The organism is Rhodococcus sp. B10 (genome assembly GCF_011770055.1).
Taxonomy (GTDB): domain Bacteria; phylum Actinomycetota; class Actinomycetes; order Mycobacteriales; family Mycobacteriaceae; genus Rhodococcoides; species Rhodococcoides kyotonensis_B.
This window is the reverse complement of sequence record NZ_JAAFYV010000027.1, coordinates 1-12,120: the sequence shown is the minus strand read 5'-3', so window position 1 is coordinate 12,120 and position 12,120 is coordinate 1. Positions and strand designations below refer to the sequence as shown.

The following is a 12,120-nucleotide window of genomic DNA, read 5'->3' as shown; positions in this document are numbered from 1 at the left end:
CGTCAGCTCTTGGCGGCGACGTCGAGCACGACCTCGAACTCGAGCAGTGACGCACCGCTGGACACCGGTTCGGCCCGCTCGCCTGCATGTGCCGCCCGTGACGGTCCCGACGCCCACTCCTGGAAGGCCTCTTCGGTCTCCCACTGCGTCACGACGAAGTAGCGGTTCTCGCCCTTGACCGGGCGCAGAAGCTGGAATCCGAGGAAACCCGGAGAATTCTCGACGGCTCCGGCTCGGGCGGCGAAGCGCTTCTCCAGCTCGGCGCCTGCGCCTTCGGGGACCTCGATTGCGTTGATCTTCACGACTGCCATGCTCGAAGGCTACTCGCCCTATTACAGTTCCAATGGTGCTGTACGACGAGGGTGGGACGGGGCGACCGCTTCTGCTGCTGCACGGGCTGATGGGCAGTGCGGGCACGTGGCGTCGTCAGGTTCCGTGGTTGCGAGAGTTCGGGCACGTCTACACCTACGACGCACCGGGTCATCGCAGGCCGCCGCCGTCGGACCTCACCACGGAGGCGTTCGTCGAGGATCTGATCGAGCATGTCCGGCACCTCGGATCGACGGTGCTGATCGGTCATTCGATGGGATCACTGCACGGAGTGTGTCTCGCAGCCGCCCGCCCCGATCTCGTGTCGGGCGTGGTCGTCGAGGACATCGCGCCGGACTTCCGCGGCCGAACCGCCGACGCGTGGGCGGCGATGATCCGTCGGTGGCCGCAACCGTTTCCCGACGCGGATGCCGTCGACCGGTACTTCGGAGACGTTGCGGGACAATACTTTCGGGACTCCTTTCTGCGCCGGGACGACGGCTACCATCTGCACGGTGACGTGTCGACGTTCGAGAAGATCTCGCAGGAGTGGGGCACGCGGCACTTCTGGGACGAGTGGGACGCCGTCCGTGCGCCCAGTCTGCTGATCGAGGGTGAGTTCGGGATCACACCTGCGGGTCAGATGACGGAAATGCATCGCCGGAACCCCATGTCGACCTACGTGTGCGTCGCGGGAGTGGCGCACCTCGTCCACGACGAGCAACCGACGGTCTACCGGCAGGCGGTGGAGGAGTTCCTGCGCCGACTACAGTGACGCGAATGTCGAGGGCGAGACTGAACGGTATCGAAATCAACTACGACGTCGCGGGCAGTGGGCCCCTCGTCGTGCTGGTCATGGGATCCGGAAGCCCGGGCCGGGTGTGGAAGACGCATCAGGTGCCCGCTCTGACGGCAGCCGGGTACACCGTCGTCACGTTCGACAACCGCGGAATCGCACCGTCGTCGGAATGCGGTGAAGGGTTCGTACTCGACGACCTCGTGGCCGACACCGCCGCGTTGATCGAGCACCTCGGCGGAATGCGCGCACGCGTCGTCGGGACGTCGATGGGCGCACGCGTCACGCAGGAACTCGCTCTCGCGCGCCCGGACCTCGTGTCGCACGCCGTCATGATGGCAACGTACGGCCGGGCGTCGGCGATGCAGAAGGCGCTGTCGCGCGGTGAGCGAGATCTGTACGACGCCGGAATCACGTTGCCCGACAGCTATCGTGCTGCGATCACCGCGATGAACAACTTCTCGCCCGCGACGTTGCGGGACGACACCGCGATCGGTGACTGGCTCGCCGTGCTCGAGTACTCGGGAGGTGCGCCGAGCGCGGGCAAGCGGGCGCAGATCGGGTTGGAGATGCGCGCCGGGTCGGAGCGGCTGACGGCGTACCGCAGAATCTCCGCGAAGGCGATGGTCGTCGGGTTCGCCGACGACCGTCTCATCCCCGTGCATCTGAGCCGTGAAGTGGCGCAGTCCATTCCGGGCGCGCGATACGAAGAGGTATCGGACGCAGGGCATTTCGGCTACCTGGAACGCCCGGACGTCGTCAACTCGCTGCTCGTGGATTTTCTGCGCTGACGCGCACTACCCTTCACCGGCGAGAGCGAACAGGCCCGATTCGGTCTGCTCGACCAACCCGTCGACGAGCAGCGAGTCCAGTGCTCGGTCCCGCTGGCCCGGATCGCTGAGCCAGACGACGTCGAGTTCGGCGCGTTCGACGGGGCCGTCGCTCTCGCGGAGCACGGCCATCAGCTTGCCGCGCACCTGACGGTCGGTGCCCGCGAACTTCTGCACTTTCTTCGGCGGTCCGGTGTAGGCGGGTCGACCTGCTTCGATCCACGAGCACTTCCGCAGCGGGCACAGCAGGCATGCCGGATTCTTCGCCGTGCAGATCAATGCTCCGAGTTCCATCAACGCGGCCGAACAGCGTGCAGCTTTCGTTCGTTCGATCGGCAGTATGGCCTCGACGTCGGCCAGATCGCGCGTGGTCGACGGATTGCCCGGCTCGGCGGCGCCATGAGCCGCCCGCGCGACGACGCGTCGAACATTGGTGTCCACGACGGGAACTCGCTGTCCGTAGGCGAAACAGGCCACCGCGCGCGCGGTGTATGCGCCGATTCCGGGGAGACTCAGGAGTGTGTCGACGTCGTCGGGAACGACGTCACCGTGCTCCGCGGCGAGCACGCCCGCGCACTCGTGCAATCGCAGTGCGCGACGCGGGTACCCGAGCTTGCCCCATGCGCGCAGCACCTCGGCCTGGCTCGACGCGGCCATCTTCGACGGCACCGGCCACCGCTCCACCCACTCCGCCCAGATCGGCGCGACGCGGGACACCGGCGTCTGCTGCAGCATGATCTCGCTCATCAGGATCTGCCAGGCCGTGACGCCGGGACGGCGCCAGGGAAGATCGCGTTCCTCGGTGTCGAACCATCCGAGCAACGCGTCCGTATCGATCGGCACCTGCTCTGCACACCTTTCTGCAGCGGACCCGACTCGCCGGTAACAGTGGGCCGGGGCACAATGGGGTCCATGCCTGCTACCAATCCAGTTTCAGCATGGAAGTCTCTCAAGGAGGGTAACCAGCGCTTCGTCGACGGCGAGTCGTTGCACCCCAGTCAGGGAATCGACGATCGGACCCGTCTGACGGAAGGTCAGCACCCGGGTGCCGTGCTGTTCGGCTGCGCCGACTCCCGCGTCGCCGCGGAGATCATCTTCGACCAGGGCCTCGGCGACATGTTCGTCGTGCGTACGGCAGGTCATGTCATCGACTCCGCCGTCCTCGGTTCCATCGAATACGGCGTCGCGGTCCTCGGCGTCCCGCTGATCGTCGTGCTCGGCCACGACAGCTGCGGTGCGGTCCGGGCGACGGTCGACGCGCTCGAGTCCGGAGACACACCGGGGGGCTACATCCGCGACGTCGTCGAGCGGGTCACTCCGTCGGTGCTGTCGGCTCGTCGCGACGGTCAGAATGCTGCCGACGAGTTCGAGCGTCGCCACGTCGAGGAGACCGGCAAACTGCTGATGGAGCGCTCACGCATCATCGCGGAGAAGGTCGAGTCGGGACAGGTCGCGATCGTCGGTCTCACCTACCAGTTGTCGGAGGGCAAGGCGCAGTTGCGCGCGGTCATCGGCGACATCGGCGAGCAGCCCTAGCGTCCAGGCGCATCGGCTTCGCGACACGCCGCGTGTGCTTCAGGGATAGGTAGCTGCTGGCGTTTACGGTTGTTCTGTGTTGCAACCGACCGGGCCTTTGCCTCCCGAAATCTATTGGCGTCGCCGAGCTCTCGCCATCGGCGCAGCCGTCGTGGTGCTCGGTTTGATCGTGTGGTTCATCTCGTCTCTCGGCGGTGGTAACGACGAGCCTCCGCAAGCCGAGCCCGCCGGTGTCGTCGCGACGACACCGGCGCCCACGACGCCGAGTGCATCGGCGACGCCGTCTCAACCGGCCTCGTCTGGCGGCGGGTCCGGCGGTTCGGGCAGCGGCTCCTCGGGCAGTGGTTCGGGGAACGGTTCCGGCAACACGGCGGCCGGCAACGGAAGCACCAGCTCGTCCGCGGCCGCTCCTGCAGGCGCGCCTGCTCCCGCGAACCAGTGCTCGGATCAGAGCCTGGCCATCAAGGCGACGCCCGACAAGCCGTCGTACCGCGTCGGAGAAGAGCCCGGGTTCACGGTCGTCATCACGAACATCAGCTCGACGGAATGCCAGCGCGATGTCGGCGCAGGCCTGCAGCAGGCCCTCGTCTACACGCTGGACGATCAGCGCATCTGGTCCAACACCGACTGCTTCCCCGACGCACAGTCCGACCTGCGGACGTTCAAGCCGGGCGAGCAGGCAGGCTTCACGGTCAAGTGGTCGGGCACGAACTCGGTGCCCGGATGCGGCGAGGAGCGCATCCCGGTGGGCGTCGGCTCGTACAAGGTGATCGCTCAGCTCGGCGAGCTTCGCAGCTCGCCCGAGCCGTTCAACATGACCTGAGAAGTCCGCTAGTCGTACGGTCCGGCGATGGAGGCCTCCGCGAGACGCGAGAGGCCTTCTCGTATATGACGGGCCCACAGCCCGCCGATGCCGTCGACCGATTGCAGGTCGGCTGCGGTCGCGGCGAGCAGACCCTGCAGCGTTCCGAACGAGCCGACGAGCCGGTGGATCTGGCCGAACTGCAGCCGGGGCACACGCGTCAACACCCGGTAGCCGCGCGGGTTCATCGGGGTATCGAGTGCCTCGATCGTGCCCGGGTAGCCGAACGCCCGCGCGAGCGTCGTCAGATCCAGTAGGTCCACGTCCGTCAGTTTGTCGAGGGCAGCGAGTGCCTTCTCGACGGCGACCGTGTCGGACGGTTCCGCACCGGCGAGATAGTCGCGGACGATCAGCTGCCGATCGGCATCGTTGTCGCCGAGGAGTTCTTCGAGTTGCAGGGCCAATTGCCTACCGTCCGTACCGAGTTCGAGGACGTTCTGCTCGATCTCGACGGACACGCGCCGCACCATCTCCAGCCTCTGCGCGACGGTCAGAGCGTCACGTAGCGTCACGAAGTCCTCGATCTCGACGACGGACAGCTGACGCGTGTTCTCGTCGAGGCGCGCCTTGTACCGTTCGAGCGTCGCGACGGCCTGATTGGCCCGGGAGAGGATCGTGGCCGAACCCTCGACCACGTGGCGTATGCCGGCGACGTAGACGCTGACGATGCTCATCGACTGGCTGACCGAGACGACCGGATAGCCGGTCTGCATCGCGGTCCGCTCGGCGGCCCGATGCCGGGTGCCGGATTCGACCGTCGCGATCTTGTGATCGGGAACAAGTTGCACATTGGACCGGACGATCCGTCGGCCGTCGGTGGACAGGACGACTGCGCCGTCCATCTTCGACAGCTCGCGCAGCCGCGTCGGTGAGAACTCGACATCCAGCTCGAATCCGCCGTCGCAGATGGCCTCGACTTCGTCGTCGTAGCCCAGCACGATGAGACCGCCCGTGCGGCCGCGCAGGATGCGCTCCAGGCCGTCGCGCAGGGCCGTGCCGGGCGCGAGACGTGCAATGGTGTCCCGGAGTGCCGGAGATGACGTGGTGTCGCGCGCGGATACGTCCATGTTCATCCCCTCGTGTTGTGTCACAGTCTCGCAGGTAGAGGGTACGCCGCCGGGGTCATACGGCCCGCATTGTTACCGAGTTCAATGCTTCACCGAGATTCGTGACGGCGTGGACCTTCATTCCGGCGGGCACCGTGTCGTCGTGTTCCGGCGTGATGGCTCGGGTGAAACCGAGCCGCGACGCTTCGGCGAGCCGACGACCCAGCCCCGACACGCGACGGACCTCTCCCGCGAGTCCGACCTCGCCCAGGATGACGACGCCCGACGGCAGCGGCCTGTCGGTGACGGCCGACGCGAGTGCTGCCGCGAGCGCGAGATCGGCTGCCGGCTCGGTGGTCTTCATGCCGCCGACGGTCGCGGCGTACACCTCGCTCTTGGACATCTTGATGCCGCAACGACGTTCGAGGACGGCGAGGATCATGGCCACGCGGGCGGATTCGAGGCCGCTGACGGCGCGGCGCGGCGACGGCATCTGAGTGTCGACGACGAGTGCCTGCAGTTCGGCGAGCAGGGGACGCTTGCCGTCCATCGTGACCGTGACAGCGGTGCCGGGAACGGCTTCGGTGCGGTGGTGGAGAAACAGCCCGGACGGATCGGATATGCCGTGAATCCCGGTGTCGCGCAATTCGAAACAGCCGACCTCGTCCGAGGCGCCGAAGCGGTTCTTGATGCCGCGAATCATCCGTAGCGTCGAATGCTTGTCGCCTTCGAAGTGCAGGACGACGTCGACGAGATGTTCGAGCGCCCGCGGACCGGCGACCGCACCGTCCTTGGTGACGTGTCCGATGAGCAGGACGGCGACGCCTGTCGTCTTGGCGAGCGAGGTGAGCGCGCTGGTGATGGCCTTGACCTGTGTGACACCACCGATGACACCGTCCACGTCGGCTGCCAGCATGGTCTGCACGGAGTCGACGATCAGCAGGCTCGGCTTGACCTGCTCGACGTGGCCGAAGACCGTCGCCAGGTCGGACTCGGCGGCGAGGAAGACTCGCTGGTGGACGGCGCCGGTGCGATCGGCGCGAAGGCGCACCTGGCCTGCGGACTCCTCACCCGTGACGTACAGCGCGCGACGGTCCTCGCCGGTGCGAGCCCACCGGTGCACGACCTCGAGCAGAAGGGTGGATTTGCCGACGCCCGGCTCGCCCGCGAGGAGCACGACGGAGCCGGGAACGAGGCCGCCGCCGAGCACGCGGTCGAACTCGTCTATGCCAGTGGAGTTGGCCTGGGAGGTGGTACTGCTGACCTGCGTGAGTGCGGTGGCGGGAAGGGTGGGCACCATCGCGGCCGTCGCCGACCGGGTGTTGCCCGCCCCGAGGCCCGACGCACCCGGCCGACTGGCGACGGGCGCGAGGATCGGGGCTTCGTCCATCGAACCCCAGCTACCGCACTCCGGGCAGCGACCCACCCACTTGGCAACCGTGTGCTGGCAGGCCGAACAGCGGTAATTCGTCTTGAGCTTGGCCACGATCGAGAACGTTAGACGCGGCTACCGACAGGAACTGTCAGTTGTTGCCGTCAGCGCCTTCTTCGACCTCGGTCTCGACGATGCTCTGCTCGGCGCTCTCGGCCTCGCCGTGTGCCTCCGCCTCGACGGGCGACTTGTCGGAGACGTTGCGCGGAAGGACGGGGCCTGCGTCGACGGGAACGAGAACCTCGACGTCGCCTGCGTTCTCGAACGTGAACGTGACGGGGACGGTCAGTCCGGGACGCACGTCCTCACCGATGCCGTTGAGCTCGACGACGATCTGCTGCAGCGGGATCAGCGGGTCGTCGAGCTGCGTGTCGGCCGGAGCGCCTGCACCGAGCGCGGTGAGCGGTTCGATCTCGGTGCCGCCCGGCTCCTCGCCGAGGGTGATCGAGGACGCGGCCGTCGTCGCGATGCGGGTCAGCTTGTCGGAGTTGTTCGGGCTGTTGTTGACGGCGATGAAGCCGAGCTCGACCTTGCCGCCTGGCTCGATCGAGTACTCCTCGGACTGCGGGTAGACGACGTGTACGTTGCGCACCGAGATGTTTCCGACGTCGGCGGAGTTGCCGTTGACGGCAGCGACCTGATCCGCCGTCTGGGAGATCTGGCCCGCGCCACAGGCGCTCAGCGTCAGTGCGGCACCGGCGGCAATGGCTGCCGTCGCCACCAGTCGGCGGGTCTTACGGTGCGCAGTCGCAGCTTGGATCGCAGTCACGGGTCGTCCTCCAGTTGTGCCGGTCCGGGCCAGCCGGTACGTCAGGTCCACTAGGCAGAGTAGTAGTCATCGTCCGAAGGTTCTTCGCTGGGGCTTCGATCGCGTCGACGGATCCGGCGGGGACCGGCGTGTTCACCCGTGTTTCGTTTCGTCGCTGTTGCGTCGACACCGTGTATTTCCGAACCCATTGCGGGGGTGTCGGATACACGTTCCGGCCGTCCTGTCAACCCCTGCGACGTTCGCGCTGTGCCCCTGACCTGCGCCGTTGATCTGGGTGCGTGGTAAACTCGGAAAATCGAAAGGGGCACGGGACAGATGATTTTCAAGGTCGGAGACACCGTCGTTTACCCCCATCACGGAGCGGCGCTGATCGAAGCGATAGAAACCCGCACCATCAAGGGTGAACCGAAAGAGTACCTAGTTCTCAAAGTCGCTCAGGGCGATCTCACCGTTCGAGTTCCTGCAGACAACGCCGAGTACGTCGGCGTCCGGGACGTCGTCGGGCAGGAGGGCTTGGACAAGGTGTTCCAGGTTCTGCGTGCTCCGCACACGGAAGAGCCGACCAACTGGTCGCGCCGGTACAAGGCAAATCTCGAGAAGCTCGCCTCCGGTGACGTCAACAAGGTTGCCGAGGTCGTTCGTGACCTGTGGCGTCGTGAGCAGGATCGTGGTCTCTCCGCAGGTGAGAAGCGCATGCTCGCCAAGGCGCGTCAGATTCTGGTCGGCGAGCTCGCTCTCGCCGAGGGAACCGACGAGGCCAAGGCCGACACGATTCTCGACGAAGTTCTCGCTGCGGCTTCCTGAGTGACAGCTGCTTAGGTGGCTCGTTCCAACACAGGTCCCGTCGTCGCACTCGTTCCGGCGGCGGGCCGAGGTCTTCGGCTCGGTCTGGGAGAGCCCAAAGCGTTCGTGACCGTCGGGGGCAAGACCCTCCTCGAGCGCTCGGTCGAAGGCCTCGTCGAATCGGGTTCCGTCGATCGCATCGTCGTCATGGTTCCCGAGAAACTGGTCGAGCGGACCGGTGACTTACTGGGCTCCTTCGACGAGATCACGGTCGTCGCCGGTGCAGGCGAACGAACGGATTCCGTCCGATGCGGCTTGGCCGCGGCCGGTGACGCCGACATCGTTCTCGTGCACGACGCGGCCCGAGCGTTGACACCGTCGTCGCTCGTCTCGCGCGTCGTCGCAGAGGTGCGTGCCGGACGAGCCGCCGTCGTACCGGCGATTCCGGTCGCCGACACCGTCAAGACGGTCGACATCATGGGTGCCGTCGTCGGCACGCCGGATCGAAGCGGGCTTCGCGCAATTCAGACACCGCAGGGTTTCGACGCCGAACTTCTGGCCCGCGCGTACGCCGAGGCAGGCGATTCCGCGACGGACGACGCCGGTCTCGTCGAGCGACTCGGCGAAACCGTCCACACCATCGTCGGTGACCCGCTGGCATTCAAGGTCACCACTCCACACGATCTGCTGCTGGCCGAGGCGCTGGTGGGGCAGGAGCGTTCATGAGGGTCGGTATCGGGACCGACGTCCATCCCATTTCGCCGGGTCGGCCCTGCTGGCTCGCCGGTGTGCTGTTCGAGGACGGCGACGGGCTCGACGGCCATTCCGACGGTGACGTCGCGTCGCATGCGCTGTGCGACGCGTTGCTGTCCGCGGCCGGGTTGGGCGATCTCGGTTCGGTCTTCGGTACCGGACGGCCGGAGTGGGACGGCGTCAGCGGTGCAACCATGCTGACCGAGGTACGTCGACTGCTCACCGAGGCCGGATTCACGATCGGGAACGCGGCAGTGCAGATCATCGGAAACCGTCCGAAGATCGGCCCGCGTCGTCTCGAGGCCCAGGAGACGCTGTCCGCGGTGCTCGGAGCGCCCGTGTCGGTCTCGGCGACGACGACCGACGGATTGGGATTGACCGGTCGTGGCGAGGGAATCGCGGCGGTCGCGACCGCACTTGTCATGACGAAGTAAATGCACCGGTAGCATTGCTGGTCGTGACCCTTCACCTGTACGACACCGAGACGAGGGCCCTGCGGGAATTCACCCCCTTGGTCCCTGGCCATGCGTCGGTGTATCTGTGTGGGGCAACGGTTCAGGGGGAACCGCACATCGGGCACGTGCGCAGTGGAGTCGCGTTCGACGTGCTGCGGCGGTGGTTGCTCGCGCACGATTACGACGTCGCCTTCGTCCGCAACGTCACCGACATCGACGACAAGATCCTGAACAAGGCTCGCGACGCAGGCCGCCCGTGGTGGGAGTGGGCCGCGACGTACGAGCGGTCGTTCACCTGGGCCTACGACAAGCTGGGTGTGCTGCCGCCGTCGGCCGAGCCGCGCGCAACCGGGCACATCACGCAGATGGTCGAGCTGATCGAGCGGCTGATCGAGTCCGGCCACGCCTACGCCGCCGAGGGCGACGTCTACTTCGACGTCGTCAGCTTCCCGGACTACGGTGCACTGTCCGGTCACAAGCTCGACGACGTCCATCAGGGCGAGAGCGCGGCCGCGGGCAAGCGCGACCCGAGGGACTTCACGCTGTGGAAGGCCGCGAAGCCGGGTGAGCCGTCGTGGCCGACGCCGTGGGGACGCGGGCGTCCCGGGTGGCACCTCGAATGCTCCGCGATGTGCGAGGCCTATCTCGGTTCCGACTTCGACATCCACTGCGGTGGTCTGGATCTGGTGTTCCCGCACCACGAGAACGAGCGGGCACAGAGCAAGGCCGCCGGCGACGGCTTCAGCCGCTACTGGCTGCACAACGGCTGGGTGACGATGGGCGGCGAGAAGATGTCCAAGTCGCTCGGAAACGTGCTGTCGGTTCCGAACGTGCTGAAAAGCGTTCGGCCGCAGGAACTTCGGTACTACCTCGGCAGCGCGCACTACCGGTCGATGCTCGAGTACTCGGACAACGCGCTGCAGACGGCAGCCGTGACGTACCGGGGTATCGAAGGTTTCGTCAAACGTACCGTCGAACGTGCGGGCGACGTTCCGCTGGGAACGTGGACCGACGATTTCGCCGACGCGTTGAACGACGATCTCGGAGTGCCCAAGGCTCTCGCCGCCGTCCATGCGACGGTCAAGGCGGGCAACAGCGCTCTGGAGAGCGGCGACCTCCAGGGGGCCGTCGAGCAGGCGTCGAAAGTCAGGGCGATGCTCTCGATCCTCGGCGTCGATCCGCTCGATCCGCACTGGGACAGCGGCACTCGCGACAGCGATGCCGTCGTCGGAGCCCTCGGCGTTCTCGTGGACGCAGAACTCCAGCGCCGAGCACAGGCGAAGGTCGACAAGGACTGGTCCACCGCGGATGCGATCAGAGATCGCCTCGCGAAGGCGGGGATCGATGTGACAGACACCCCCAACGGGCCCGAATGGTCCGTCGGGGCAACCAGCAGTACCGACGAAGCAGGGCAGTGATGGCAGGCAATTCCAGTAGGCGCGGCGCAATTCGCAAAGCGGGCACGAAGAAGGGGCAGGTCGCCGGCTCCGGCGGTAACCGCCGTCGTGGTCTCGAAGGACGCGGTGCGACGCCTCCTGCCGAGGCACGGACGAAGCATCCCGCGGCGCGTCGGGCCAAGCTCGCCGAGAAGGCTGCGCAGTCCCAGGGCAGGCAGGGCGGGGGCCGCGTCGCGAACCGGAAGAACGACGACGGACCCGAGGTCGTTCTCGGACGTAACCCCGTCGTCGAATGCTTGCGTGCGGGCGTTCCCGCGACGGCGCTGTGGGTCGCCACCGGCACCGACAGCGACGACCGACTCAAGGAGAGCGTCCAGCGCGCGGCCGACGCGGGCATCTCGATCCTCGAGGTCCCGCGCAGCGATCTCGACAAGCTCAGCGCCAACGGTCTGCACCAGGGTCTCGCGCTGCAGGTGCCGCCGTACCGGTACGCGCATCCGGACGACCTCGTCGGTGCGGCACGTGCGCATCAGGAGCCTGCATTGCTCGTCGCGCTCGACAACATCACCGACCCGCGCAACCTCGGTGCCGTCGTGCGATCCGTTGCTGCGTTCGGTGGGCACGGCGTCGTCATTCCGCAGCGTCGTAGCGCGAGCGTCTCGGCGGTCGCGTGGCGTACCAGTGCCGGCGCGGCAGCGCGACTTCCCGTCGCGCGGGCCACGAACCTGACTCGCACGCTGAAGGATTGGCAGACCAAGGGCATCACGATCGTCGGTCTCGACGCGGGCGGCGACACGACGCTCGACGAGTTCGACGGCACCGGTCCCGTCGCGATCGTCGTCGGTTCGGAGGGCAAGGGACTGTCTCGCCTCGTCCGCGAGAACTGCGATCACATCCTGTCCATCCCGATGGCAGGGCCGGTCGAATCGCTCAACGCATCGGTGGCTGCGGGCGTCGTGCTCGCGGACATCGCGCGGCAGCGTAGGCGCTGACGCGCCCGTGCGTGGTTGGTTGCACCAGGGTCGGTGTCCAGTCCATAGACATATGAGAGTCGTATGTCTACGGACATGTGAGACACGCTTGCTGGCGTCGTAGGTGTGGGGCACCTGAATCGGCTAGGGAAGATTCCATGGCCAGAACGGGTGCGCGCCT

General features: G+C 66.7%; 14 protein-coding genes. 9 read left to right on the top strand and 5 right to left on the bottom strand.

The window, feature by feature from the left end:
* Positions 1 to 2 precede the first annotated feature (2 nt).
* Positions 3 to 311 carry a mycobilin-forming heme oxygenase MhuD gene (gene mhuD, locus RhoFasB10_RS17805; RefSeq protein WP_167677701.1) on the bottom strand — a complete coding sequence of 103 codons (309 nt, stop codon included), beginning with the start codon at positions 309 to 311 and terminating at the stop codon, positions 3 to 5.
* A 35-nt stretch (positions 312 to 346) separates the two neighbouring features.
* On the opposite strand from mhuD, the gene RhoFasB10_RS17800 reads away from it, so the two are divergent.
* Both RhoFasB10_RS17800 and RhoFasB10_RS17795 read left to right on the top strand, forming a co-directional pair.
* Positions 347 to 1,084, top strand: coding sequence for an alpha/beta hydrolase (locus RhoFasB10_RS17800; protein WP_167677762.1), 738 nt, complete (start codon positions 347 to 349; stop codon positions 1,082 to 1,084).
* Positions 1,085 to 1,089: 5 nt separating this feature from the next.
* Positions 1,090 to 1,896: an alpha/beta hydrolase gene (locus RhoFasB10_RS17795; protein ID WP_167677699.1), complete on the top strand. Its 807-nt coding sequence runs from the start codon at positions 1,090 to 1,092 to the stop codon at positions 1,894 to 1,896.
* Between the two features lie 6 nt (positions 1,897 to 1,902).
* Here RhoFasB10_RS17795 and RhoFasB10_RS17790 read toward each other — a convergent pair whose 3' ends face one another.
* Complete coding sequence (locus RhoFasB10_RS17790; RefSeq protein WP_167677697.1) at positions 1,903 to 2,778, bottom strand: A/G-specific adenine glycosylase; 876 nt, start codon at positions 2,776 to 2,778, stop codon at positions 1,903 to 1,905.
* A 69-nt stretch (positions 2,779 to 2,847) separates the two neighbouring features.
* Between RhoFasB10_RS17790 and RhoFasB10_RS17785 the strand changes: the two genes are divergently transcribed.
* On the top strand, positions 2,848 to 3,471 hold the full coding sequence (locus tag RhoFasB10_RS17785; protein ID WP_068423306.1) for a carbonic anhydrase: 624 nt from the start codon (positions 2,848 to 2,850) through the stop codon (positions 3,469 to 3,471).
* Between the two features lie 76 nt (positions 3,472 to 3,547).
* Positions 3,548 to 4,294, top strand: a complete 747-nt coding sequence (locus RhoFasB10_RS17780) for a hypothetical protein (RefSeq protein WP_114331968.1) — start codon at positions 3,548 to 3,550, stop codon at positions 4,292 to 4,294.
* Positions 4,295 to 4,302: 8 nt separating this feature from the next.
* On the opposite strand, the gene disA is transcribed toward RhoFasB10_RS17780, so the two are convergent.
* From disA to RhoFasB10_RS17765, 3 genes are read right to left on the bottom strand one after another with little or no spacing between them, the layout of a single operon-like run.
* Positions 4,303 to 5,400, bottom strand: coding sequence for a DNA integrity scanning diadenylate cyclase DisA (gene disA / locus RhoFasB10_RS17775; RefSeq protein WP_114332007.1), 1,098 nt, complete (start codon positions 5,398 to 5,400; stop codon positions 4,303 to 4,305).
* 55 nt (positions 5,401 to 5,455) lie between these two features.
* Positions 5,456 to 6,865, bottom strand: a complete 1,410-nt coding sequence (radA, locus tag RhoFasB10_RS17770) for a DNA repair protein RadA (protein ID WP_068423146.1) — start codon at positions 6,863 to 6,865, stop codon at positions 5,456 to 5,458.
* 37 nt (positions 6,866 to 6,902) lie between these two features.
* On the bottom strand, positions 6,903 to 7,580 hold the full coding sequence (locus RhoFasB10_RS17765) for a hypothetical protein (RefSeq protein WP_068423304.1): 678 nt from the start codon (positions 7,578 to 7,580) through the stop codon (positions 6,903 to 6,905).
* A gap of 315 nt (positions 7,581 to 7,895) precedes the next feature.
* On the opposite strand from RhoFasB10_RS17765, the gene carD reads away from it, so the two are divergent.
* From carD to rlmB, 5 genes are read left to right on the top strand one after another with little or no spacing between them, the layout of a single operon-like run.
* Positions 7,896 to 8,384, top strand: coding sequence for an RNA polymerase-binding transcription factor CarD (carD, locus tag RhoFasB10_RS17760; RefSeq protein ID WP_068423143.1), 489 nt, complete (start codon positions 7,896 to 7,898; stop codon positions 8,382 to 8,384).
* A gap of 15 nt (positions 8,385 to 8,399) precedes the next feature.
* A complete protein-coding gene (ispD, locus tag RhoFasB10_RS17755) occupies positions 8,400 to 9,089 on the top strand; it encodes a 2-C-methyl-D-erythritol 4-phosphate cytidylyltransferase (RefSeq protein WP_068423140.1) in 690 nt (229 codons plus the stop codon).
* Positions 9,086 to 9,550 (top strand): 2-C-methyl-D-erythritol 2,4-cyclodiphosphate synthase, encoded by a 465-nt coding sequence (gene ispF / locus RhoFasB10_RS17750; RefSeq protein ID WP_068423138.1) that lies wholly within the window; start codon positions 9,086 to 9,088, stop codon positions 9,548 to 9,550. The genes ispD and ispF overlap by 4 nt, the downstream gene beginning before the upstream one ends.
* Positions 9,551 to 9,573: 23 nt before the next feature.
* Entirely contained in the window at positions 9,574 to 10,989 is a 1,416-nt protein-coding gene (gene cysS / locus RhoFasB10_RS17745) for a cysteine--tRNA ligase (protein WP_068423301.1), read from the top strand.
* Positions 10,989 to 11,960, top strand: a complete 972-nt coding sequence (gene rlmB / locus RhoFasB10_RS17740; protein ID WP_068423136.1) for a 23S rRNA (guanosine(2251)-2'-O)-methyltransferase RlmB — start codon at positions 10,989 to 10,991, stop codon at positions 11,958 to 11,960. The genes cysS and rlmB overlap by 1 nt, the downstream gene beginning before the upstream one ends.
* The last annotated feature ends 160 nt before the right edge of the window (positions 11,961 to 12,120 follow it).

Bases quoted from the DNA above. Each gene is read 5' to 3' on its own strand.
- mhuD (WP_167677701.1), bottom strand. From the start codon at position 311: ATGGCAGTCGTGAAGATCAACGCAATCGAGGTCCCCGAAGGCGCAGGC.
- RhoFasB10_RS17795 (WP_167677699.1), top strand. From the start codon at position 1,090: ATGTCGAGGGCGAGACTGAACGGTATCGAAATCAACTACGACGTCGCG.
- RhoFasB10_RS17785 (WP_068423306.1), top strand. From the start codon at position 2,848: ATGCCTGCTACCAATCCAGTTTCAGCATGGAAGTCTCTCAAGGAGGGT.
- disA (WP_114332007.1), bottom strand. From the start codon at position 5,400: ATGGACGTATCCGCGCGCGACACCACGTCATCTCCGGCACTCCGGGAC.
- carD (WP_068423143.1), top strand. From the start codon at position 7,896: ATGATTTTCAAGGTCGGAGACACCGTCGTTTACCCCCATCACGGAGCG.
- ispF (WP_068423138.1), top strand. From the start codon at position 9,086: ATGAGGGTCGGTATCGGGACCGACGTCCATCCCATTTCGCCGGGTCGG.
- rlmB (WP_068423136.1), top strand. From the start codon at position 10,989: ATGGCAGGCAATTCCAGTAGGCGCGGCGCAATTCGCAAAGCGGGCACG.